The organism is Rhodococcus sp. NPDC003383, from assembly GCF_053589115.1.
On the sequence record NZ_JBSFRG010000002.1, the window covers coordinates 128,008 to 149,879 of the forward strand.

Sequence of the window (21,872 nt, forward strand, 5' to 3'; positions counted from 1 at the left end):
CACCGCTTCTACCAGTACTGCTTCCGCGTCCCGTCGGTGTCGGCGACGAACACGACGGCGTCGGCACCGGCGACCGCGGCCGGCGTCAACGGAATGTGGCCGGGCACGATCGGCTCGCCCGCACCGACGGACGACGGCAGCGCAGCGCGTAGCTCCGGCACCGGGAACAGGGCTTTCCGGCCGGTCGCCGCGGCGAGCGCGTGCTGGAGGGTGCCCGGTTCCGGGTGGGGTGCGGCGTCGGTCGCCACGAACACGTAGCGCTCACCGAGTTCGAGCCCGGCCAGCGCACCGGCACTGCACCAGCTCGCATTCTCCGGCCCGACCTGCATCCCGGACTCCGCCCGCTGCAGGTGCGCGTTGTGCGCGAACAGCAGGATCGGTCCGCGCCGCTGTTCCTGCGCGACGAGCGCGAGCAGGTTCGCGGCCATCATCTCGGCGCGGATCCCGAGCAGACTCCCGATCCGGTCGGGTCCGGCCGTCGCCATGGCCGCGTGATAGCGCAGCAGGCCCGACGCGGTGCGGGCGTGCGTGACGGCGTCCTCGTATCCGTCCGGGTCGGCGGGCCGCAGGCGAGGTCCCGCGCGGTGCAGCGCACCGGCGAGATCGTCGGCGACGAGGCGAAGCTCCCGCGCCCGATCCGAATTGCCGATCGAGACGGCGGGATCGAACATCGCCGCCTCGTCCGTCCAGTCCGCGTCGTCGCCGAGCAGCGCGTCGAGATCCCGGATCGACGCCGGTCGCAGCGGCGCGGGCAGGTATTCGACGACCGCGGACAGTGCGCGGCGCGGGCTCGGTGCCGCGGAGAACTCCAGCGGCGCGTCGAAGCCGTGGAAGCGAACCCGATCCTCCGGGGCGACTCCGGAGTTGTGCGCGCGGAGCCAGTCGACGAGTTCGCGGTTGCCCGGTACGGCACCGAAACCGTGACTGAACCCGGTCGCGAGCACCGTCTCGAGCTCCGCGGGCGCCCCGCACACGTAGTCGTCGACGATCGACGCGGCGAAGATGTCGGTTTCGAGCGCGATCGACCGGAATCCCCGGTCGACCAGGTGACTCAGAAAATCGTTGCGCAGCAACGGAAAAGCCTCGATGCCGTGGGTCGGCTCACCGAGTGCGAGCACCGCCGGTGGCTCGGGTCGCGCGGCGAGCAGTTCGTCGAGTACCCGGCCGAGGCTCTCGCGGTCGTCGAGCGGGCGGGCGATTTCCTGCAGCGATGTGGTGGTCGGCATGAACACTCCTCTGGCGGAAGTACCTACCCCCTCGACAGTATCGTTGAAGGATCGGGTGAAACTTTCACGAAGATCATCTGCGGTTTCGGGTTCGAAGTCTCAAACGGAGGTGCACCCTGCGACCCGTCGACCTCGCCCGCGAGCACGGACTGTCGGCGCAGGCGATCCGCAACTACGAGGACGCGGGCATCCTGCCGCCGGCCGAGCGCAGCGCCGCCGGATACCGCCGATACACACCGCTGCACGCGCATGCCCTGCGTGCCTTCCTCGCGTTGCGCGCGGGGCACGGCCACGGGCAGGCGGCGGAGATCATGCGCCGCGTCAACCGCGGTGACGCCGAGTCCGCCTGTCGTCTCATCGACACCGCCCACGTCGACCTGCTGACCGAGCGGGAAACCCGTGCCGAGGTCGCGTCGGCGCTCGGTGCCCTGTCCTCCGCGACCCCGGCTCCGAGCGGCGGGCCGCTGTCCGTCGGCGAACTCGCGCACCGGCTCGGCGTGCACCGGGCCACGCTGCGCGCGTGGGAAGCCGAAGGCATCCTGCGTCCCGGCCGCGACCGTGCCACCGGCTACCGCACCTACGGGCCGGACTGTGTGCGGGACGCCGAGATCGCGCGGCAGTTGCGGCGCGGCGGATATCCGCTGACCCGGATCGCGCGGTTCGTCGATTCGGTGCGTGAGGCGGGCGGGACCGAGGAACTGCGGGTCTTCCTCGAGACCTGGCAGGACCGGCTCGGCGCGCGCAGCCGCAATCTTCTCGCCGGCGCGGCGCGGCTCGACGCCTATCTCACCCTGATGGAGAAGGCGGGTCCGGCCGCTTCCCGGCGGTGAGGTCCCGTCGTCAGGACACGGTCACCGGGACCGGTTCGGCGACGTTCTTGGCGAGACGCGCCGCGATCGCCGCACACACCAGCAGCTGAATCTGATGGAAGAGCATCAGCGGCAGCACGATCAGCCCGATCGGCTGACCGGGGAACAGGACCGTCGCCATCGGCAGGCCGGTCGCGAGAGACTTCGTCGACCCGCAGAACAGGATCGCGGTGCGGTCCTCGTAGGTGAAACCGAGACGGCGCGACCCGAACCACGTGAGCGCGAGGACGAGGGCGAGCAGGACGATGCACACGGCCCCCAGGGCCAGCAGTCGCGCGATCGACAGGCTCGACCAGATGCCCTCGTTCATGCCGCGGCTGAACGCGACGTACACCACGAGCAGGATCGCGCCGCGGTCGACGAGCTTGAGGGCCTTGCCGTGCTCCTTCACCCACGTGCCGATCCAGCGGCGCAGCACCTGGCCGGCCGCGAACGGCACGAGCAGCATGAGCACGATGTCCAGCACCGCGGAGGCGCTGAACGTCACGCCCTGCGTCGCCATGGTCAGCGCGACCAGAACCGGGGTGACGAAGATGCCGAGCAGGCTCGACGCGGACGCGCTGACGATCGCCCCGGGAATGTTGCCGCGCGCGACCGAGACCAGCGCGATCGACGACTGCACCGTCGACGGCAGCAGGCACAGGTACAGCACCCCGATGTACAGCGGGTCCGTCAGCAGCCACGGCACCAGCGCCTTCGCGGCCAGCCCGAGCAGCGGGAAGAACACGAACGTGGTGGCGAGGATCGTGGCGTGCAGCCGCCAGTGCTTGAGGCCGTCGACCGCCTCGCGGGTGGACAGGCGCGCGCCGTACAGGAAGAACAGCAGGCCGATCGCGATCTTGGACGCCCACGTGAACCCGGTGAGTACGACTCCGCCGGCGGGCAGCAGCGCGGCGACGGCGACCGTCGCGAGGATGCCGACCAGGAACGGGTCGAGTCGGTTCAGCACGGGAATCTTCGAGAGCATGGTTAGACGGTAGGGGAACAACCGCTGATTTACAGAACCGATCACCACGATTACTGTCATCACAAATCGTGATCGGAGGCGATCGTGTTCGACCCGGTGCAGCTGCGGAGTTTCCTCGCCGTCGAGCGCGACCGCAGTTTCAGTGCCGCCGCGCGGCGGCTGGGTCTGCGCCAATCCACCGTCAGTCAGCACGTCGCCAAGCTCGAGCAGGCCGTGGGTCGTCGGCTGTTCCTGCGGGACACCCATTCCGTCGAGCCGACCGCCGACGGCAGTGCGATGGTCGGTTTCGCTCGCGACATCCTCGACCGGCACGACGCCGCACGGCGGTACTTCCAGGACTCCCCGGTCAGCGGCCGGCTGCGGTTCGGGGCGTCCGAGGACCTGGTACTGCACGAACTCCCGGCGATCCTCGGCGAGTTCCGGCGCAGCCACCCGCGGGTGGATCTCGAACTCACCGTCGCGCTGAGCGAGGAACTGCACCGGCGCCTCGACGACGGTGAACTCGACCTGATGTTCGGCAAACGCCGGCCGGGGGAGCAGCACGGGGAACTGATCTTCCGCGACCGTCTCGCGTTCCTGGCCGCCCCCGATTTCACCATCGAGCCGGACGGGCCGGTGCCGCTCGTGACCTATCCACCTCCGTCGCTGACCCGGGACATCGCGCTCGATGTGCTGCAACGCGCCGGGTTCGGCGCGCGTATCACGTGCGTCGCGGACAGTCTCAACGGTCTGCGCGCGGCGGCGCTGGCGGGGCTCGGCGTCGTGCTGCACGCGCGCAGTCTCCCGCCCGCCGGTCTCGAACCGGTGCGAGCGGGAGTGCGTCGGCTACCCGACGCCGGCGATCTCGAGTTCGTCCTGCTGGCGCGGCGTTCGGTTCTCGGTGAACCGGCGCGGGCGCTGCGCTCGGCGATCCTGGACAACGCCCACCGGCTGGGCCGCGACACCGGCATCCGGTGACGGCCGGAACCGTCACTCCGGCAGCAGCATCCACAGGGCCAGGTAGACCAGCGCGGCACCGCCACCGGTGGCGAAGGCGGCGACGACGACACCCGCACGGACGAGATTGACGTCGACGTTGAAATATTCGGCGAGGCCGCCGCACACGCCACCGAGCATGCGCTGCGTGCGGGAACGGACGAAGGGGCGGGGCGTGGAGTTGCTTTCGAATGTCATGCCTACAGCGTGCCGCCGGGAGGCACTCGGGCACATCCGGTGACCCCCCGATTCCGACCCTGATCTTTCGCCTCGGGGTCGCTGCCTACTTGCGGGCGGCGAGCGTCTTCCTGAAGATCACCATCGGCAGCAGCAGGCGGGCGATCACCGACACCGCCCACACGATCACGGTTGCGAGGACCCACGTCGTGATACCGCTGATCTTCAGGCCGTCGCTGACGAGTGCGGTGACGATCAGCGCGACCAGCGTCGAAACGAGGGCGCTGCTGCCGAGCAGCACGGGTGCCTTCGTCACCGAAACCTGGCGGATGAGCGGGTCGATGACGACCGCGACGACCGTGAAGATCACCACGGCGATGAGGAACGCAACTGGGGTGAGAGACATGTCGGGGAGCACCCATGCCCCGACGATCAGGGCGATCGCGTTGGCGATCAGGGCGACGACCGCAGTCGCGAGGAGTCGCATCATGCGGTCAGAGTAGACCCGCCGAGCCCGAATCGTCTGGAATCGCGGTGAGGCGAACCCTGGGCGGTGTCGGGCCGGCCCGGCAGGATGGGGAAGCGTTCGCTGCAGAAAGGACACTCAGATGACCGACACCGTTGTCGCCGGCCGCCGCGCCGCGCTCGCCCTCCGCTACGGCACCGCCGAGGCCGATCGCGCCGAGCTGGCCGGAGAGCTCGTGTGGAACGAGGTGCTCGCCACGCAGCTCGCGCACCGGTCGGTGCGGAAGTTCCTGCCGGACAGCGTGTCCGAAGAACAGTTGCGCGCGATCGTCGCGGCGGCGTCGTCCGCGGCGAGCTCGAGCAACCTGCAGTTGTGGAGTGTCGTGGCGGTGACCGACCGGGATCGGCTCGGCCGGATCGCGGCTCTCGCCGGGAACCAGGACGCGGTCCGCAACGCGCCTCTGCTGCTGGTGTGGGTCGCGGACCTCGCGCGCGCCGGCCGCATCGCCGAGCAGAACGATCGCGACCTCGTCAATGCAGGCTTCGTGGAATCGGCGCTGCTCGGAGTGGTCGACGCGACGCTCGCGGCACAGAACGCCGCACTCGCCGCGGAATCGTTGGGCCTCGGCACCGTGTACATCGGGGCGATCCGGAACCACCCCACCGAGCTCGCCGAGGAGCTGAACCTGCCGGCCCACAGTTTCGCGGTGGTCGGGCTCGTCGTCGGGCATCCGGATCCCACCGCAGCCGCCGAGGTCAAGCCGCGGCTGGGCGTCGATGTCGTGCTGCACCGCGAACAGTACGACCTGGAGGCGCAGGAAGCCGGCACCGCCGAGTACGAGGCTCGCATCTCCGCGTTCTACCGCGAGCAGGGCCTGGCGGACAGCTGGATCGAGCGGGTGGTGGGCCGGTTCGCGACACCGGGGGCACTCGGGGTCCGGGAAGGGCTGAAGGAAGCGCTCGAACGCCGGGGGTTCGATCTGAACTGACCGACCGTACGAACGCGAATGCGGGTGAGCGCTGCTCGCCCGCATTCGTCGTTTCCACCCGCCTTCGCATGTCGCGAATCGGTATTTCTCCGGATTCGATCAAAATGTCTTCCCTGTCCGACTTTGCCTGATAGTTTCTCGCCCGTGACCGAATGGTTACCTGATCCACCGTTCGATATGAGGGGGTGAGAGGCGTGGAGATTCTCGAGATCATCATCCAACTTCTGCTGTCGAACTCCTGACGGCCCACAGCGGCGACCGCGGCGCAACCGCCGTGGTCGCCGCATACATTTCGACGAAAAGGAATGTGGTGCATCGTATTCCGAGTCTGCTGGGCGCCCTGGTGATGCTCGCGGCGGTGGTCGCGTTCGTCGTGCCGCAGGCAACCGCGCAGCCGACATCCGGCGCGCATCTCGTCCGGGTGGAGACCGTCGATACCCGGCAGCAGATTCTGATCGTCCACTCCGCCGCCATGGACCGGGAGATTCCCGTACGGGTGATTCTTCCGTCCGACAGGTCGCGCCCGCGCCCCACCCTGTACCTGCTCAACGGGTACACCGGCGGGGAAGAACCCGGCAACTGGCACGACCGCACCGACGTCGTCGCGTTCTTCGCGGACAAGAACGTCAACGTCGTCACCCCGATCGGTGGTCGGGCCAGTTACTACACCGATTGGCGCAGTGACGATCCCGTGCTCGGACGCCACAAGTGGTCGACGTTCCTCACTCGTGAGCTTCCGCCGATCGTCGATGCCACTCTCGGCACATCCGGTCGCAACGCGATCGCCGGCGTGTCGGCCTCGGCGACCTCGGTCCTCAATCTCGCCGTGGAAAGCCCCGGACTGTATCGCGCGGTCGGTGCATACAGCGGGTGCCCCTCCACGAGCGACCCGGTGAGCAGACGCTTCGTCGAAATGGTCGTCGAGGGACGGGGGCGGGGTGACGTGACGAACATGTGGGGTCCCGTCGGGGATCCGGCGTGGGCCGCGCACGATCCCTACCTCAACGCCGAGCGACTGCGCGGCCTCGAACTCTACATCTCCAGTGGCACGGGGCTTCCCGGGTACGACGACACGCTGGACGGCCGTGAGGTCGCGGGCGATCCGCTCGTGCTCGTCCGGCAGGCCGGTACCGGCGGGGTCATCGAGGCCGCGACCGGTGAATGCACGCGGCGGTTCGTCGCGAGACTCGACGAACTCGGCATTCCCGCCCACGTCGAGCTCCGCCCCACCGGGACCCATTCGTGGACCTACTGGCAAGACGACCTGCACCGGTCGTGGCCGGTCTTCGACCGCGCCCTGCGCTGACCACCGCCGTAGGTTCCGGCCGGTGGCCCATCACGGTCAGTTGCACACCACGACGAGGCCGAGACCCCGCCAGACCTGGGTCTCGATCCGGTCGAACTCGTGGTCGTCGCGGTCGTAGACGGTGTCGGTCTCGGTGCGGTAGCCGCGGTCGCGCTGCTCGGTGACCGTGCACGAATCCGAGGAGATCCCGGAGCGGTTGAGCACCGTGTACGGCACGCCTTCGGCGTCGAGGGTTGCGCGGGCTGCGGATTCGCTCATCCCGACCACGTACGGAGCCGACGCGGCGGACGCGGCGGGGCCCCCGAGGAGCAGGGCGGCTGCGGTGGCTGCGGTGACGGCGGCGGCGGAAACGATGGTGCGCATGGTGATTCCTTTCGGAGATGCGAACAGGCGTGCAGAACAGGAAAGTGTTGGTGCGAACGGGATGTGGGCTGTGATCCCGAACCGTTCCCATCGTGGCTCGACAGCCGCACCGGGCACATCGGGTGAGCCACCCATCTGCACCCTGAATTCGCGGGTCGGGGTTTCTCGGGGAACGGGCGCGGTACCGTCGAAGCCATGGCCGAACCGAAACGGGTAGCTCTGGCACTCGGCAGTGGGGGTGCGCGCGGATACGCGCACATCGGAGCGATCCAGGCTGTGACCGGCCGCGGCCTCGAGATCGTCGGTATCGCGGGATCGTCGATGGGTGCGCTGGTCGGCGGACTGTACGCGGCGGGCAAGCTCGACGAGTACACCGACTGGGCGCTGACCCTCACCCAGCTCGACGTGGTGCGGCTGCTGGACGTGTCGGTGACGTCAGCGGGCGCCATCCGCGCCGAGAAGGTGCTCGCCCGGGTCCGCGAGATCCTCGGCGACGTGCAGATCGAGGACCTGCCGCTCCCGTTCACCGCGGTCGCGACCGATCTGGCTGCGGGACGGCCGGTGTGGTTCCAGCGAGGTCCGCTCGACGTCGCCATCCGCGCCTCGATCGCGATTCCCGGCGTCATCACTCCGGCGGTCCTCAACGGCCGGGTGCTCATCGACGGGGGCACGCTCGCGCCGTTGCCGGTCGCGCCGACCGTGGCGCTGGCGTCGGACCTGACGATCGGGATCAGTCTCAGCGGTGAGGAACGCGGCCTCGCGTCCCCGGTGAACGTCAGCGCCGAACCGCGCCCGGTCGAGGAATGGATCGGCCGCTTCCGCCGCAGTGCCGGGTTCCTGCTCGAACGCGACATCGTGCGATCGGTCGTGGGCCGGTTCGGTTCGGCCCGGGCCCATACGGATTCGGGCCCTGCCGACTCCGGTAACGGCGCGTACTCCGATATCACTGCCGACTCCGATGCCGCTGCCGACGAGGAGGTGTTCGAGCCGCCCGTCGACCCGGCGCTCGAAGCCGCCGCGGTGGCGTCCGGGGGTGTCGCCGCGCCGAAACTCGGCCGCGTCGCGGTGATGAGCCGGTCGATCGACATCATGCAGTCGGTGCTGGCCCGGCATCAGCTCGCCGCGTACCCACCGGATGTGCTGGTCGAAATACCGCGCAGCGCATGCCGCAGCCTCGATTTCCACAAGGCCGCCGAGATGATCGAACTCGGCCGGACACTGACCGAAGCGGCTCTCGACAACGCCGGGTTCCTCGAGGCGCGGGCCGGTGGCGAGCACGGTCCTCCGCAACCGGGCGATCACGGACCCGCAGAGGGATCGCCGGAATAGCCGGGGATCGTGCCCCCGACTCGGCGCAATGCCGGTGTGTTCGCGGTCGAGGGGAGGACACTCGGGTGATGAGGCGTGGTGATGGCCGGTGAACGCGAAGGATCGAACCTGGGACCTCGGTTACGCGGCCGCGTGGCGGCTGGTGCGCGCACTGCCGGATCGCTGGGCGCTGCGCCTGTTCTATCTCGCGGCCGATCGCGCAGCCCGCAACGGCGGACCGGATCAATTGCGGCGCAACCTGTCCCGTGTTCTCGCCATCCCGGCCGAGGAGATCCCCGACGAGCTGGTGCGCGCGAGCCTGCGTTCGTACGCGCGCTACTGGTGCGAGGCCTTCCGGCTTCCGTCGATGGATCCGGTCCGGCTCGCCGACGACATCGAAACCTCCGCCACCGGACTCGAACACATCCACGAATCGGTCGAGCGCGGCAAGGGTGCGGTGCTGGCCCTCCCGCACAGCGGAAACTGGGATCTGGCGGGCGTCTGGGTGACGCAGCGGGTGGGCTCGCCGGTCGTCGTCGCCGAGCGACTGCGGCCGGATTCGCTGTTCCGGCGCTTCGTACGGTTCCGTGAGGGATTGGGATTCGAGATCATTCCGCTCACCGGCACCGAGACGCCACCGCTCGAGCAGTTGGCGGCACGGCTGCGTGAGGGCCGGATGGTCGGGCTGCTCGCCGAACGCGACATGACCGGCACGGGTGTGCCGGTCACCTTCTTCGGCGAACCGGCCCGCATGCCGGCCGGTCCCGCCCGGCTCGCGATCGACACCGGTGCGCCGCTGCTGCCGGTGAACTGCTGGTTCACGCCGAACGGTTGGGGTTTCCAGGTGGGCCCGCCCATCGAGGCCGTCGACGGTGTGCAGGGCACGACGCAGGCGCTGGCCGACCGGTTCGCCGCCGCGATCGCCGCGCATCCTGCCGACTGGCACATGCTGCAACGGGTGTGGACCGCCGACTTCGACGGCCACCGATGATCTACTCTGAGCCGGTGGAGACCGTACCGATCCAGCTGCCGGGGGGTACCACCGCGCCGGTCCGCCTGTTTCCGGGCCCGGACCACGAGCACGAGACGCGACGGGACGCCGCGAGGATCGTGGTGGTCGTCGTCCCCGGGCTCGGAATCCCGGCCGGCTACTACGAACCGTTCGCCGACGCGCTTACCGGACACGGCTTCGACGTCGCGATCTGCGAGCTCCGCGGGCAGGGCGACAGCCGGCCGCGCCCGGACGCCGACAGCGTCTACGGCTACCACGAGCTGGTGTCCGTGGACTTCCCCGCGATGTTCGAGGTCGTCCGCGAACGATTCCCCGATTCGACCCCGTACCTGCTGGGACATTCGATGGGCGGCCAACTCGGGGTGCTCTACGCGTCGCGGGTCCGCGGCCGCCTCGGCGGACTGATCCTCGTCGCCTCCGGAACCCCCTACTACCGGCACTTCCCGGGCTCCCGCGGACCCGGCCTGCTGCTCGGGTCCGCGGCCATGTCGATCACCGCGAGCGTCGCGGGATTCTGGCCCGGCGACCGGCTCGACATCGGGGGATTCGGACGCCAGTCCCGCGTGCTCATCTCGGACTGGGCGCGCCTGGCCCGCAGCGGACGATTCGAGCCTTACGGCGCCGACATCGACTACGAGGAGCGCCTCGCGCGGCTGAAGCTGCTGGTGCTGTCGATCACCATCGAGAACGACGACATGACCCCGGTCGCCGCGGCCCGGCATCTGCTCGAGAAGCTCCCCGCGGCCGAGGTCACCACCTGGCACCTCGACCGTCCGCTGGGGCACAACGGCTGGATCCGGGACAACGCGGAGATCGTCGAGCGGGTCGCGGCCTGGTTGCACGACCGCTGACCCGCCCGGTTGTCAGCGGAGCTTGTCCTCCAGGAACGTGAACGTCAGCGCCGACTTGAACGCGGCCTGCGCGTTGTCCGCCGCGCCGCCGTGCCCGCCCTCGATGTTCTCGTAGTACCGCACCTGATGTCCCTGCTCCTCGAGGCGGGCGACCATCTTCCGGGCGTGGCCGGGATGCACCCGGTCGTCGCGGGTCGAGGTGGTGATCAGGATCGGCGGGTACGTCGCCTCGGGATCGACGTTCTGATAGGGGGAGTACTCCTTCAGGAACGCCCACTCGTCCGGGTTGTCGGGGTCGCCGTACTCGGCCGTCCACGACGCGCCCGCGAGCAGCAGGTGGTACCGCTTCATGTCCAGCAGGGGCACCTGGCACACGATCGCCCCGAACAGCGACGGGTAGCGGGTGAGCATCACGCCCATCAGCAGACCGCCGTTGCTGCCGCCCTGGATACCGAGCTTCTCCGCGGTGGTGATGCCCCGCGCGACGAGGTCCTTCGCGACCGCCGCGAAGTCCTCGAACACCTTGTGCCGGTTCTCCTTCAGCGCCTGCGTGTGCCAGGTGGGGCCGTACTCGCCGCCACCGCGGATGTTCGCGATCACATAGGTGTAGCCGCGTTCGAGCCACGCCCGGCCGATACCGCCTCCGTAGGCGGGCACCAGCGAGTTCTCGAATCCACCGTAGCCGTACAGCAGGGTCGGCGACGGGGTGTCGGTGTTGCTGCCCACCACGAAGTACGGCACCTGGGTTCCGTCGTCGGACGTCGCGAAATGCTGTGTGACGGAAATGTTCTCGGCGTCGAAGAACGAGGGTGCCTGCTTGATCGCCGTCAGCGGACCGCCGACCGTCCCGGACAGCAGAGTCGCGGGGACGGTGAAACCGCTGGAGTTGAGGAAGAAGTCGTCGCTCTCGAGGGGATCGACGTCGATGATCGAGGTGGACGTCGCCGGCGGAACGCCCTCGAGCGGGCGGTCCTCCCACCCGTCCGGCCCCGGCGTGAGCACCCGCACCTCGGTCTGCACGTCGCGCAGCGTCACGAGCAGCAGGTGGTTGCGGGTCCACGCGTACTGCTCGAGCGAGGTGTGCTCGTCCGGGGTGAACAGCACCGTGAACTCGCGTGATCCCGCCAGAAACGCCGGATAGTTCGTGGCCAGCAGTGCACCGGCCGGGTATCCCAGCCACGGCGACCGGGTGCGCACCAGCAGATGGTCGCGGTAGACGCCGGCCCCGGCGTCGTCCGGCACCTCGAGCTTCACCAGTTCGCCGTCGTCGGTCAGCTCGAACCGGTGCGCGTTGTAGAAGTCCAGGGCCCGTTCGACGAAGGTCCGCTCGTATCCGGGCGTGCGGTCGTACGACGCGCCCACCGCCACGTCGGTCTTCTCGCCCTCGAACACGATCTCCGCCTCGGAGACCGGGGTGCCGCGCCGCCACCGCTTCGCGATGCGCGGATATCCCGAATCGGTGAGCGACCCGTCGCCGAAATCGGTACCGACGTAGACGGAGTCCGCGTCGATCCACCCGATGTCCGTCTTCGCCTCGGGCAGTTCGAAACTGTCCGCACCCGACACGAACTGCCGTGTGACCAGGTCGAATTCGCGGATCACGGTGGCGTCCGCGCCGCCGCGCGACAATCCGATCAACGCGCGCGTGTGGTCGGGACGCAGCACCTGCGCGCTCGACCACACCCAGTTCTCGCCCTCCTGTTCGGCGAGCGCGTCCAGATCGACGAGCACGTCCCACTCCGGGTCGTCGCGCAGGTACTGGTCCATCGTGGTGCGGCGCCACAGCCCCCGGACGTGCTCCGCGTCCCGCCAATAGTTGTAGAGATACTCCGCGCGTCGCCGGGCGTAGGGAATCCGCGCATCGGTGTCGAGCACCTCCCGGATCCGGGACTGCAACGTCTCGAACTCGTCGGTGCGGGTGTACTCGTCGACGGTGAGTGCGTTCCGGGCGCGCACCCAGTCCAGCTGCTGCTCGCCGGTGACGTCCTCGAGCCAGAGGTACGGGTCGGTCGGGTCGGAGGCCGTGGCGTCGGCGTTCGTCGCAGAGGTCATGTCGCTATTTCTACCCGGACCGGCACACTTGCGGGCATGCAGCTGCATCCAACCGACGCGCGTCGCGACTGGCTCGGCGATCGTCTGCCCAGCGATCTGTTCCTCGTGTACTGCTTCGACGCGCCGTCCGCGCCGCCAGAACGGGTGCTCAGCGACCTCGCCGCCCGGGCCGCGGGGATCGGGGACCTGCGCACCCGGGCCGTCGACGTTCCGGGCCTGCTCGACTACCCGTACTGGACGAACCGCGAGATCGGAGACGACCAGTTCAGGACCCATCCCGGCGGCGACTGGGCAGCGGTGACGGCCCTGCTCGGCACGCTCGTCGAGGGCCGGGTCGACATCCGCGTCTCGCCGTGGCGGCTGCACCTGATCCCCGACGTGACAGGCGCACCCGGGGGAGACGGGGCCGCGCTGCTCGCGGTGCTGCAGATCTCGCACGCGTTCGCCGACGGACAGCGTGCGTCGGCGTTGGCGCGTGCCCTGTTCGAGAAGGACGCGCCGCCGCGCACCGAGGCGCCCCGCGCCCCGGCGCCGCCGGCCATGCTCGTGCGCGCGGCGGCGAAACTGCCGGGACAGATCGTCGGGGTGGTCGCCGACGGGGTGAGGGCGAGCCGGGCCGAGCAGGAACTGGCCGGACCGGGCGTGCCGCCCCCGGCGCCGGGCTGCCCGCTCGTCGCGGTGAACACCGCGCCCGGTCCCCGCCGCACGGTGCGGACCCTCGTGTGCGACACCGCCGACCTGCGGCGCGCCGGCGCCGTCACGGTCGCGGCGCTGGCCGCGATCGGTCCGGCCCTGGCCGCGTTCCTGGACGTGGACGCCCTCGGAGCGGAGGTTCCGGTGGCGGTGCCGACGAGGGGCAGCGAACGGAACGCGTACCGCAGTGTCGGGGTCGCACTTCGCCCGGACCTCCGCGACAGCGGCGAACGGGCCGCGGCGATCGCCGCCGAACTGGAGTTGCGGCGTCGCCGCGCCGCGCACCCGGCGATGGCGGTGCGGTCCCGGACCGAGGATCACGTGCCCGCGCCGCTGCTGCGTTTCGGAACCGACCGCACCGACCTGTCCGTCGTACCGCCGACCGTCACCGGGAACACCGTGGTGTCGAGCGTGAACCGCGGCGCCGCCGACCTCGTGCTCGGCGGCGGCGCGGTCCGGTTCACCACCGGATACCCGAGCCTGTCACCGGTGATGGCACTGACCCACGGCGTGCACGGCATCGGCGACGCCGTCGCGGTCTCGGTCACGACGAGCCCCGACGTGCTCGACGACGCCGCACTCGACCGGTACGTGGATCTGCTCCGGAGATCGCTCGCCGGACTGTAGGCCGGGTGCGGCACTGTAGGCCGGGTGCAAGCACCAGGGAGCCCGTCAGCGGAAGTAGTCGCCGAATCCGAAGATCGCGTCGAAGGCGCTCGTGGGCAGCACGTCCACGTAGTTGACGCGGTAGTCCGGATACGAGGTGCGCATCAGGGCGTGCACGAACTGCGTCGCGTGGATCGCATCCACGGCGTCGATCGTGACGACGAGCTCGACCAGAGCGTTGTCGCTGCGACCCACGCAACCGTGATGCGGAACGATCGGCTCGAGGAAGTCGTCGAAGTCGTCGTCGCTCAGAAGATCGACGAGCACATCGAGTTCGATCATCGCGTTGTATTCCATGTGTGTCCTCCCGTGTCGAACACCCGAGCGGCCTCGCGCCGCGCGGGTTGGTATCGATCGGGAAGACGCACGGCGACATCATGCCCGAGTCCCGGAGGGTCCGCACGGGGACCGGCCGCCGTGTCACACAGCCCCTTGTCTCACACAGCGGCCCCGAACACCGCTCGTTCGCGGCGACGCTGCTTGCGCGCGAGCACGGAGACCAGCGCGCGCAGGAAGAACGGCAGTTCCTTGCGGGCCCGCTCGGCTTCTTCGGGGGTCATGACCGCGAAGACCCGGGTGAGGTCGAAGTCCATGCGAGCGCCGCGTTGCGCGCCCTTCTCGAAGGTCTGCCATGACTCGGCGGACACGTAGCCGGTGATCAGCGGAAACACGGTGCGCTCCTCGTCGGCGATGTGTTCGTCGAGCATCGCCCGGAGCCGGCGGACGGTCTGCGCGAATTCGGCGATCGCGGTCTTCTGCGGCAGTGCCCCCGCCGAGCGGACGAGATCGTCGAGGAGCGGGTCGAGCTCGTCGTGATCGTCCGTCAGTTCGGTGAAATCGACGTGCGGGCCCGCCGACTCGGTGATCAGGGGCCACAACGAGAAGTCCTCGACGTTGTGGTGATGGTGGAGACTCGCGGCGAAGAGGGAGACGTAGCCGGAGATCGCGGCGCACCGGGCGTGGTCGAAACGCGACCGGTCGGCGACCATTTCGTCGGCGAGACGGGAGAGCCGGGCGAGGTCGTGGACGATCACGCGGTGCGCGAGACGCATACCGAGCAGTTCTTCATCCGTGGTGAGGCGTGGAGCCTTGGTCAGAGATGTCATGTCGGTAGCGTGCCCGCCGGTGCTTGGCTGCGACTTGGTGATCGCTTGGCCGGGACGAGCGCCACTGTTGCGGGAAATGAAAGTGGCGACCAAGTGCCTGTCCACACACTCGGACCATGACCATCACACCTTCACTTCTGTACCGCCTCAGCGCCGCCGGCGTCATCGTCGCGTTCGCGCTCAACCTGACCGGTGGCCTGCTGCACCCGGTCGTCGACGGCAACGCGCATTCCGCCGAGTCGCTGACCTCCGGGTTCAGCCCGTGGGCGCAGATGCTGTTGCTGTTCGGTACGGTCGTCCAGCTGATCGCCCTGCCGGGTGTCTACGCGTGGTTCTCTGCGAAGGCCGGGCTCGCGGGGCTGATCGGCTTCGTCCTGCTCTACGGCTCGTCGATGCTCGTGTCGCTCACGCACCTGACGATCGAGGCGTTCGCCTCATACGAACTTGCGGCGAACCCGGCGACCGCCCACCTCGTCCCCGCGGACGGTTCCCTGTTCCCCTCGACGGCGTTCACCGTGCTGCAGACCGCGAGCGGGCTGACGTTCATGCTCAGCATGGTCGTGTTCGGCGTGTGCCTGCTCCGCACGGGCGCCGTTCCCCGCTGGATCGGCGCGATCATGACCGCCGGCGGTCTGGTTCTGCTCCTGCCGCTGCCCGAGCTGCCCGGCGTGAGCGGACTGGTGATCGAGTTGCCGCGGGGGCTGGCGTTCGCCGCGATCGGGGTTCTCATTCTGCGGGCGAACGGTCGTCCGCCGGTGGAGACGGAGCCGGCGACCTCGCATCGTGCAGGCGCTCCGCTAGCCGTGTGACCAGTTCCGATGCGGCGGCTCGCCACCGGGCCGCCGCATCGCCGTCTCCGACGGCCTCGGCGGTCTCGGCCAGCGCGACGTCGACGGGTCCCGCGTAGAACGAACCGGAGTCGAGCCCGGCGATGCGGCCCGAGAACGGGAGGAGTTCGGCGTGCAGATCGCGAGCCGTCGCCACGTCGGCGAGACGAGCGGCCACCCGGGCACGGAACGTCGTCATCGCCAGCCAGTAGTAGTCGCGCGGATATGGACTGCTTCCCTCCCACAGCTGCCGGGCGCGGTCGGTGTCGCCCCGGTCCAGAAGCGCCAGGATCAGCGGGAACCGGACCGAGTGGGGACGCACCCCCTCGATCAGCTCGAGCTCTTCGACCAGTGGCGACAGGTCGCCGCGTGCCACGGCGACACCGATACGGCCGATGGTGCCGATCCACTGCGCGACAACCATGCCCTGGGCGTGCAACATTGCCGAGATCTCGTCGTATCGGCGCAGTCCGGACTCGACGCGACCGGCCATCAACTCCACCATCGCATCGAACACGGCGAGCACCCCGAGCATCTGTACCAGCTGATGGCCGGCCGCGTATGTGGTTGCGAGGGAAGCGCTCCCGTATGCCTGATCGAAGTCGGTGACGGCCGTGGCGGCGAGGAACCGCTGGAAGTGGGCGACCGAGACGAACCCCTCGTCGCCCACCTTCTGCGCGACGTCGAGCAGTTGCCGGGAGTTCGCGAGCCGCTGGTCGACCAGATCGGGACCGAACGCGACGTAACCGACGGCGTTGAGCGCCCTCATCATCGTTGTCGGGTCGCCGGATTCCTGGGCCAGGGCGCGGGCCTCGACGGCCGCCGCGAGGCTCCCTTCGTCGTCCAGGCCTTCGAGTTCGAACACCTTCGCCACCAGCAGCAGGGCGCGGGTCGCCGCGGGGAGCGCGGGATCGGACAGTGCGGTGTCGATCTCGTCGAGAATCTCGGTGTCGGGATCGGCGTCGACCCGGATCGTCCAGACCACCGGCGCGGTCCACGACACGAGCGCGCGCACGAGAGAATCGCGGTCGCCGAGGGCGCGGGCCGCCCGCACCGCGCGGACCCGGGTGTCGCGTGCCCCGCCGATGTCGCCCGTGCGGGCCTGCGATCCCACCTGGCCGATCAGGATCTCCAGCAGGAGACGGCTGTTCGGTTCGCTCGCGGTCTCCGACAACGACCGGGCCGCGGCCCACAATGCGAACGCGTCCTTGAACGAGGACTGCCGCTCGGCGGCCCGGGCACCCGCAACCACGTACTCCGCGCACCGCTCCGCGGTGGCGGGCGTCGCCGCGGCGATCGCGTGGTGTGCGAGGACCGTCGGGTCGGAGTGATCTCGCCGCGCGAGCATGTCGAGTGCTGCGGCGTGAATCCGCCTGCGCCGCATGGCGGGCAGGGCGTCGTAGAGGGTCTCGCGCACGAGATCGTGGCTGAACCGCAGACGTTCGGGCGCGGGTTCGACGAGAATTCCGGTGACCACCGCCGGTTCGAGTGCGTCGATCACGCTCTCGTCGTCCATGTCGCTGACGGCGCCGAGGACGGACAGGTCGAAGTCGCGACCGAGCACGGCACCGCGTCGCAGCGCGACGACCGTCCGCTCGGGGAGGCGTGAGATGCGGCGCGCGAGGACGTTTCGCACCCCGTCGGGAACGGTCGCTCGGACGGTATCGACGTCCGGCGGCGCCCCGAGTGTGTCGACACCCTCCGAGGCGATCAGGCGGCAGTACTCCTCGAGGAAGAGCGGATTGCCGCCCGTGCGGTCGACGAGCTCGACGAGCACGTCCTCGTCGAGGTCGGCCGACCCCGCGCGACGGGCGATCGTGCGAGCCTCCTCCCGGCCCACTCCGCGCAGGGTGATCCGGGCTCCCGGAATCCCGGCGGTCGCAGCCCAGGTCGCGCGCAGATCGTCGGTGACCTCGCTGGGACGGAACGTGGCCACGACGAGGGTCGCCGAGTTCCGGGCCGAGGCGGCGACATGCCGAAGCACCTGCAGGGTCGGTTCGTCGGCCCGGTGGACGTCGTCGAGAACGAGGACGGTTCTGCGCTCGGGCGTGGACAGCAGTTGCTCGACTGCGCGGCTCAGTTCGAACGGTGATGCGGGCGGCTCCTGCTCACCGAGTCCGCGCAGGATCTCGGTCCACGGCCAGGCGGGCGGTGCACCGTCGACCTCGGGGCATCCACCCCACGCACCGAGCCGGCCCTCGGCCGTGGTCCGGTGCAGGAACGCGCGGGCGAGCGCACTCTTTCCCTCGCCCGCGTCGCCCGCGATCCACACCAGGTGCAGCCCGCTCGTCTCCGATCGGTGCGCCGCGTCGTGCAGTTGCGCGAGTTCGCCGTCCCTGCCGACGATGTCGCCGGAATCCGGGTGTTGCTGGGGGACAGACGATTCGACGCGCAGCGGGATGTCCGCCCGTTCGGGTGACAACGACGGCCGCTGCTGCAGGATGTCGCGTTCGAGTTCCTGCAGTTCGGGGGAGGGGTCGACTCCCAGCTCGTCGAGCAGGTATTCGCGGGTGCGGCGCAGCGTGGCCAGTGCGTCGGCTTGGCGACCGCAGCGATACTGCGCCGACGCCAGTAGCCGGACCGCGAATTCGCGCTCGGGATGCTCGGCGACGTGAGGGTCGAGCTGATCGGCCGCGAGTTCGACACGGCCCTCGTCGAGATAGGCGTGGGCGCGCGCTTCGAGCGCGGTGGCGTACACCTGCGTCAGACGTGTGCTCTCGATCCGGGCCCAGTCCGCGTCGAGGTGTTCGTGGTAGGGGATGCCTTTCCACCGGTCCAGCGCCTGCGACAGGATCTCGATCCGCGACGTGCGGTCGGCGGCGGTGAGTCCCTCGGTGGCGAGCCGATCGAAATGCCACGCGTCGACCGCTTCGGTGGGCAACCGCAGCGCGTAGCCGGGTGGGGCGCTCACGATGACGGTCGCCGGTGTCCGCGGTGCGCGTGCGGGTTCGAGCAGACGCCGCAGGTTCGACACGTGCACCTGGAGCGCGGCCAGTGCTTTCGGTGGCGGCCCGCCGGACCAGAGGTCCTCGATCAGAAGGTCGGTCGAGACGACGTGACCCGCGGCGACGAGGAGCCGACCGAGAACCGCACGGGCCCCCGGACCGCCGAGGGACACCGTGCGGTCGCCGACCGTGACCTCGGTCGAGCCCAGCACGCTGATGCGAACGGGCGCGGCGGACGGTGTCTGCGCTGTCATGATCGGCCCAGATTAGCGGCGGTGCAGGCAGTCCGCGAGCCCTGTGGTCGCATTCAGTCCAGGATGTCGAGGACCTTCGTGTCCTCCTGGCCGGCGAGCACCAGGGACTGGGCCACCACCATGTGCTTCTGCCAGTGAGCGAAGGCACCGGCGCCGTCCCGCGCGCGCAGCAGCTTGATCAGCTTGCGCTGCGAACGGACGAACAACTTGTAGTTCTCCTCGTACTTCTCCGCATCGGTTTCGCGCTTCTCGCGGGTGACGTTCGTGGTGTGCCGTTCGTAGATCTCGTGCAGCATTCCCGCGATCAGGGCGAGGGTCGAGTTGCCTGCCAGTTGGACCATTCGGAGATGGAACCGCGCCGCGGCCTGCCCGAAGGTGCCGGACTCGAACGACGACGGAATGGCTTCGTCCACAATGCGTTCGAGTTCATCGAAGGCTTCTTCTGTGCCGTTCTCCGCCAGCAGTCGTGCGGCGGCGGGTTCGACGGCCTGGCGGGCGATGTAGACGTCGGCGACGGTGGCACCCGACAGCTCCAGCAGCAGCGACGCCGGTCGCGCAACCACCTCGGGACCCGGTACACACACGCGGGCGCCGGAGCGGGAACCGCGGCGGACCTCGACGAGCCGTTCCGCTTCGAGCACGCGGACCGCCTCGCGGAGCGTGGGCCGGCTGACGGAGAAGTGCTCCATGAGTTCGGCTTCGTGGGGCAGATGGTCGCCGTCCTTGAGCTCACCGTCGACGATCATGCGGCGCAGCTTGCGTGCGACGAGTTCGGCTGTCTTGGGCGTTCGGATCGCTCGTCCCGTCGTGCCGGGGGCATCGAAGATCGGAGCCCATGCTTCGTCGGTCACGGGGGGACACCTTCCTGCTCATATACAACTTCGCGTACCTACGTAACGTACCCGAGGATCCTTGCGCCCACTATACATAGTCAACTATGTTATCTATGTATTTGTGCGTTGTGTCACCGTGAGATCAGGCGCCGGAGTCCCGGCGAACTCCGAGGAGCGGCAATGTTGAGGACGCGGTTCACCGAAGAATTCGGAATCGAGCATCCGGTGGTGCAGGGCGGCATGATGTGGGTCGGCCGGGCGGAACTTGCCGCCGCGGTCTCCAACGGGGGCGGCCTCGGCATCATCACGGCTCTCACGCAGCCGACCCCGGAGGATCTGGTCGAGGAGATCGAGCGGTGCCGCGCGTTGACCGACAAGCCGTTCGGCGTCAATCTCACCCTCACCCTGTCGATCAACCCGCCCCCGTACGCCGAATACCGGCAGGCGATCATCGATTCCGGCGTGAAGATCGTCGAGACGGCCGGCTCCGACCCGACGGTGCACGTCGAGCACTTCAAAGAGCACGACATCAAGATCATCCACAAGTGCACCAGCGTCCGTCACGCCCTCAAGGCGCAGCGCATCGGCGTCGACGCGGTGAGCATCGACGGTTTCGAGGCCGCCGGTCATCCCGGTGAGGACGACGTCCCCGGGCTGGTGCTGATCCCGGCGTCCGCCGATGCCCTCGACATCCCGTTCATCGCCTCCGGTGGTTTCGCGGACGGACGGGGCCTCGCGGCCGCACTTGCTCTCGGTGCCGGCGGCATCAACATGGGTACCCGGTTCATGTGTACCGAGGAGAGCCCGATCCACGAGAACATCAAGCAGCAGATCGTCGGTGCCTGCGAACTCGACACCCAGCTGATCTTCCGTCAGCTCCGCAACACCATGCGCGCGGCGAGGAACTCGGTGAGCGAAGAGGTCGTCGACATCCTGAACAAAGGCGGACGCTTCAAGGACGTCAAGGATCTCGTCGCAGGCACCCGCGGCCGCAAGGTCTACGAGGACGGCGATCCCGAGGCCGGAATCTGGACCGTCGGGGTCGCGCAGGGCCTGATCCGTGACATCCCGCCGGCGGGTGAGCTCGTGCGCCGGATCGCGGCGGAGGCCGAGGAGATCCTGCTCGATCTGACGCGCAACATCACCGACTCCGTTTCCGTTTCCTGAAGGGGCGCAACATGACCCGGACCGACGCACGCGACACCGTGACGTCCGAAGAATCCCCGCTGCTCGTTACCCGGGACGGCGCGGTCGCGATCCTCACACTCAACCGGCCGGACCGGCGCAACGCCATCGACCGGGCGATGCGCAAGGCGCTGAAGAAGGAACTGTGGCGCGCCGACGGCGACGACGACGTGCGCGTCGTGGTGATCACCGGCGCGGGCACCGCGTTCTCGTCCGGTGTGGACCTGCCCGAAGCGCTGTCCGGTCCACCGCTCGGCAGCGAGGGCCCCACGCCCACCCAGGCGCTACGAGGGATCTCGAAGCCGGTGATCGCCGCCGTGAACGGGCCGTGCTACACCGGCGGCTACGAACTGGCGGTGAACTGCTCGTTCATCATCGCGTCGGACCGCGCCGAATTCGCCGACACCCACGCGCAGATCGGGCTTCTCAACGGATGGGGCGGCAGCGCCATGTTGCCGCGCATGATCGGGCTTCCCGCCGCGATCCAGTTCATTCTCAGCGGCGAACCCGTCGACGGGCACACGGCGGCACGGATCGGTCTCGCCAACGAGGTCGTCGAACACGACAGGTTGCTGGACCGCACACTGGAGATCGCCCACAAGATTGCCGACGGCCATCCCGGGGCGGTGCAGCGGATGCTGCGCCTGCTCAAGGAAGGCGCGGGCACCTCGCTCGCCCACGCCCTCGGTCTCGAGGCCGAGGCCGCTGCCTCGTACCGCCCCGACGGGGTCGACATCGGCGCGCGGTACGGCAAACGGCGAGCCGAGAAATCCTGAATCACAGAACGATCCGAGTGCTCGCAT

The 21,872-nt window shown here is 69.2% G+C and carries 21 protein-coding genes; 11 read left to right on the forward strand and 10 right to left on the reverse strand.

The window, feature by feature from the left end:
• Positions 1-8 precede the first annotated feature (8 nt).
• Positions 9-1,226, reverse strand: coding sequence for an erythromycin esterase family protein (locus ACWDTS_RS02515; protein WP_450109373.1), 1,218 nt, complete (start codon positions 1,224-1,226; stop codon positions 9-11).
• A gap of 116 nt (positions 1,227-1,342) precedes the next feature.
• On the opposite strand from ACWDTS_RS02515, the gene ACWDTS_RS02520 reads away from it, so the two are divergent.
• Positions 1,343-2,056, forward strand: a complete 714-nt coding sequence (locus ACWDTS_RS02520) for a MerR family transcriptional regulator (RefSeq protein ID WP_450109436.1) — start codon at positions 1,343-1,345, stop codon at positions 2,054-2,056.
• A gap of 10 nt (positions 2,057-2,066) precedes the next feature.
• On the opposite strand, the gene ACWDTS_RS02525 is transcribed toward ACWDTS_RS02520, so the two are convergent.
• On the reverse strand, positions 2,067-3,062 hold the full coding sequence (locus ACWDTS_RS02525) for a bile acid:sodium symporter family protein (protein ID WP_450109372.1): 996 nt from the start codon (positions 3,060-3,062) through the stop codon (positions 2,067-2,069).
• Between the two features lie 84 nt (positions 3,063-3,146).
• On the opposite strand from ACWDTS_RS02525, the gene ACWDTS_RS02530 reads away from it, so the two are divergent.
• Positions 3,147-4,019 carry a LysR family transcriptional regulator gene (locus ACWDTS_RS02530; RefSeq protein WP_450109371.1) on the forward strand — a complete coding sequence of 291 codons (873 nt, stop codon included), beginning with the start codon at positions 3,147-3,149 and terminating at the stop codon, positions 4,017-4,019.
• Positions 4,020-4,031: 12 nt separating this feature from the next.
• Here ACWDTS_RS02530 and ACWDTS_RS02535 read toward each other — a convergent pair whose 3' ends face one another.
• Together ACWDTS_RS02535 and ACWDTS_RS02540 are read right to left on the reverse strand one after the other, a co-directional pair.
• Complete coding sequence (locus ACWDTS_RS02535; RefSeq protein WP_450109370.1) at positions 4,032-4,235, reverse strand: PspC domain-containing protein; 204 nt, start codon at positions 4,233-4,235, stop codon at positions 4,032-4,034.
• A gap of 85 nt (positions 4,236-4,320) precedes the next feature.
• Positions 4,321-4,704 (reverse strand): phage holin family protein, encoded by a 384-nt coding sequence (locus ACWDTS_RS02540; RefSeq protein WP_197255995.1) that lies wholly within the window; start codon positions 4,702-4,704, stop codon positions 4,321-4,323.
• Positions 4,705-4,822: 118 nt separating this feature from the next.
• On the opposite strand from ACWDTS_RS02540, the gene ACWDTS_RS02545 reads away from it, so the two are divergent.
• Both ACWDTS_RS02545 and ACWDTS_RS02550 read left to right on the forward strand, forming a co-directional pair.
• Complete coding sequence (locus ACWDTS_RS02545) at positions 4,823-5,668, forward strand: nitroreductase family protein (protein WP_450109369.1); 846 nt, start codon at positions 4,823-4,825, stop codon at positions 5,666-5,668.
• Between the two features lie 346 nt (positions 5,669-6,014).
• Complete coding sequence (locus ACWDTS_RS02550; protein WP_450109435.1) at positions 6,015-6,974, forward strand: alpha/beta hydrolase; 960 nt, start codon at positions 6,015-6,017, stop codon at positions 6,972-6,974.
• 36 nt (positions 6,975-7,010) lie between these two features.
• Here ACWDTS_RS02550 and ACWDTS_RS02555 read toward each other — a convergent pair whose 3' ends face one another.
• Positions 7,011-7,337, reverse strand: a complete 327-nt coding sequence (locus ACWDTS_RS02555; protein ID WP_197255991.1) for a hypothetical protein — start codon at positions 7,335-7,337, stop codon at positions 7,011-7,013.
• Between the two features lie 195 nt (positions 7,338-7,532).
• On the opposite strand from ACWDTS_RS02555, the gene ACWDTS_RS02560 reads away from it, so the two are divergent.
• The 3 genes from ACWDTS_RS02560 (at position 7,533) to ACWDTS_RS02570 (ending at position 10,508) form a co-directional block, all read left to right on the forward strand.
• The gene (locus ACWDTS_RS02560; RefSeq protein WP_450109368.1) at positions 7,533-8,666 is read left to right on the forward strand and encodes a patatin-like phospholipase family protein; all 1,134 of its coding nucleotides are present in this window, start codon (positions 7,533-7,535) and stop codon (positions 8,664-8,666) included.
• A gap of 88 nt (positions 8,667-8,754) precedes the next feature.
• Positions 8,755-9,636: a phosphatidylinositol mannoside acyltransferase gene (locus tag ACWDTS_RS02565; RefSeq protein WP_248673038.1), complete on the forward strand. Its 882-nt coding sequence runs from the start codon at positions 8,755-8,757 to the stop codon at positions 9,634-9,636.
• Between the two features lie 14 nt (positions 9,637-9,650).
• Positions 9,651-10,508, forward strand: coding sequence for an alpha/beta hydrolase family protein (locus ACWDTS_RS02570; protein WP_450117518.1), 858 nt, complete (start codon positions 9,651-9,653; stop codon positions 10,506-10,508).
• Positions 10,509-10,520: 12 nt separating this feature from the next.
• Here the strand turns inward: ACWDTS_RS02570 and ACWDTS_RS02575 are convergent, their stop codons facing one another.
• Positions 10,521-12,560 (reverse strand): prolyl oligopeptidase family serine peptidase, encoded by a 2,040-nt coding sequence (locus ACWDTS_RS02575; RefSeq protein ID WP_450117519.1) that lies wholly within the window; start codon positions 12,558-12,560, stop codon positions 10,521-10,523.
• Positions 12,561-12,596: 36 nt separating this feature from the next.
• On the opposite strand from ACWDTS_RS02575, the gene ACWDTS_RS02580 reads away from it, so the two are divergent.
• Positions 12,597-13,880, forward strand: a complete 1,284-nt coding sequence (locus ACWDTS_RS02580; protein ID WP_450117520.1) for a wax ester/triacylglycerol synthase domain-containing protein — start codon at positions 12,597-12,599, stop codon at positions 13,878-13,880.
• Between the two features lie 45 nt (positions 13,881-13,925).
• Here ACWDTS_RS02580 and ACWDTS_RS02585 read toward each other — a convergent pair whose 3' ends face one another.
• Together ACWDTS_RS02585 and ACWDTS_RS02590 are read right to left on the reverse strand one after the other, a co-directional pair.
• Positions 13,926-14,216 carry a hypothetical protein gene (locus ACWDTS_RS02585; protein ID WP_197255980.1) on the reverse strand — a complete coding sequence of 97 codons (291 nt, stop codon included), beginning with the start codon at positions 14,214-14,216 and terminating at the stop codon, positions 13,926-13,928.
• 140 nt (positions 14,217-14,356) lie between these two features.
• A complete protein-coding gene (locus ACWDTS_RS02590; RefSeq protein WP_450117521.1) occupies positions 14,357-15,025 on the reverse strand; it encodes a hemerythrin domain-containing protein in 669 nt (222 codons plus the stop codon).
• A 116-nt stretch (positions 15,026-15,141) separates the two neighbouring features.
• Here ACWDTS_RS02590 and ACWDTS_RS02595 point away from each other — a divergent pair, with 116 nt between their 5' ends.
• On the forward strand, positions 15,142-15,834 hold the full coding sequence (locus ACWDTS_RS02595) for a hypothetical protein (protein WP_450117522.1): 693 nt from the start codon (positions 15,142-15,144) through the stop codon (positions 15,832-15,834).
• On the opposite strand, the gene ACWDTS_RS02600 is transcribed toward ACWDTS_RS02595, so the two are convergent.
• The gene (locus ACWDTS_RS02600) at positions 15,752-19,051 is read right to left on the reverse strand and encodes a BTAD domain-containing putative transcriptional regulator (RefSeq protein ID WP_450117523.1); all 3,300 of its coding nucleotides are present in this window, start codon (positions 19,049-19,051) and stop codon (positions 15,752-15,754) included. The two genes, ACWDTS_RS02595 and ACWDTS_RS02600, sit on opposite strands and share 83 nt — an antisense overlap.
• Positions 19,052-19,104: 53 nt before the next feature.
• Complete coding sequence (locus ACWDTS_RS02605) at positions 19,105-19,902, reverse strand: FadR/GntR family transcriptional regulator (RefSeq protein ID WP_450117524.1); 798 nt, start codon at positions 19,900-19,902, stop codon at positions 19,105-19,107.
• Between the two features lie 162 nt (positions 19,903-20,064).
• On the opposite strand from ACWDTS_RS02605, the gene ACWDTS_RS02610 reads away from it, so the two are divergent.
• Together ACWDTS_RS02610 and ACWDTS_RS02615 are read left to right on the forward strand one after the other, a co-directional pair.
• Entirely contained in the window at positions 20,065-21,051 is a 987-nt protein-coding gene (locus tag ACWDTS_RS02610; RefSeq protein WP_450117525.1) for an NAD(P)H-dependent flavin oxidoreductase, read from the forward strand.
• A gap of 11 nt (positions 21,052-21,062) precedes the next feature.
• A complete protein-coding gene (locus tag ACWDTS_RS02615) occupies positions 21,063-21,845 on the forward strand; it encodes an enoyl-CoA hydratase/isomerase family protein (RefSeq protein WP_450117526.1) in 783 nt (260 codons plus the stop codon).
• Positions 21,846-21,872: the final 27 nt, after the last annotated feature.

What these genes read in the sequence shown, in the direction of transcription:
- ACWDTS_RS02555 (WP_197255991.1), bottom strand. Translation starts at nt 7,337, where the DNA reads ATGCGCACCATCGTTTCCGCCGCCGCCGTCACCGCAGCCACCGCAGCC.
- ACWDTS_RS02560 (WP_450109368.1), top strand. Translation starts at nt 7,533, where the DNA reads ATGGCCGAACCGAAACGGGTAGCTCTGGCACTCGGCAGTGGGGGTGCG.
- ACWDTS_RS02575 (WP_450117519.1), bottom strand. Translation starts at nt 12,560, where the DNA reads ATGACCTCTGCGACGAACGCCGACGCCACGGCCTCCGACCCGACCGAC.
- ACWDTS_RS02535 (WP_450109370.1), bottom strand. Translation starts at nt 4,235, where the DNA reads ATGACATTCGAAAGCAACTCCACGCCCCGCCCCTTCGTCCGTTCCCGC.
- ACWDTS_RS02615 (WP_450117526.1), top strand. Translation starts at nt 21,063, where the DNA reads ATGACCCGGACCGACGCACGCGACACCGTGACGTCCGAAGAATCCCCG.
- ACWDTS_RS02515 (WP_450109373.1), bottom strand. Translation starts at nt 1,226, where the DNA reads ATGCCGACCACCACATCGCTGCAGGAAATCGCCCGCCCGCTCGACGAC.
- ACWDTS_RS02600 (WP_450117523.1), bottom strand. Translation starts at nt 19,051, where the DNA reads ATGACAGCGCAGACACCGTCCGCCGCGCCCGTTCGCATCAGCGTGCTG.
- ACWDTS_RS02610 (WP_450117525.1), top strand. Translation starts at nt 20,065, where the DNA reads ATGTTGAGGACGCGGTTCACCGAAGAATTCGGAATCGAGCATCCGGTG.
- ACWDTS_RS02585 (WP_197255980.1), bottom strand. Translation starts at nt 14,216, where the DNA reads ATGGAATACAACGCGATGATCGAACTCGATGTGCTCGTCGATCTTCTG.
- ACWDTS_RS02545 (WP_450109369.1), top strand. Translation starts at nt 4,823, where the DNA reads ATGACCGACACCGTTGTCGCCGGCCGCCGCGCCGCGCTCGCCCTCCGC.
- ACWDTS_RS02595 (WP_450117522.1), top strand. Translation starts at nt 15,142, where the DNA reads ATGACCATCACACCTTCACTTCTGTACCGCCTCAGCGCCGCCGGCGTC.
- ACWDTS_RS02525 (WP_450109372.1), bottom strand. Translation starts at nt 3,062, where the DNA reads ATGCTCTCGAAGATTCCCGTGCTGAACCGACTCGACCCGTTCCTGGTC.
- ACWDTS_RS02580 (WP_450117520.1), top strand. Translation starts at nt 12,597, where the DNA reads ATGCAGCTGCATCCAACCGACGCGCGTCGCGACTGGCTCGGCGATCGT.
- ACWDTS_RS02550 (WP_450109435.1), top strand. Translation starts at nt 6,015, where the DNA reads ATGCTCGCGGCGGTGGTCGCGTTCGTCGTGCCGCAGGCAACCGCGCAG.
- ACWDTS_RS02540 (WP_197255995.1), bottom strand. Translation starts at nt 4,704, where the DNA reads ATGATGCGACTCCTCGCGACTGCGGTCGTCGCCCTGATCGCCAACGCG.
- ACWDTS_RS02590 (WP_450117521.1), bottom strand. Translation starts at nt 15,025, where the DNA reads ATGACATCTCTGACCAAGGCTCCACGCCTCACCACGGATGAAGAACTG.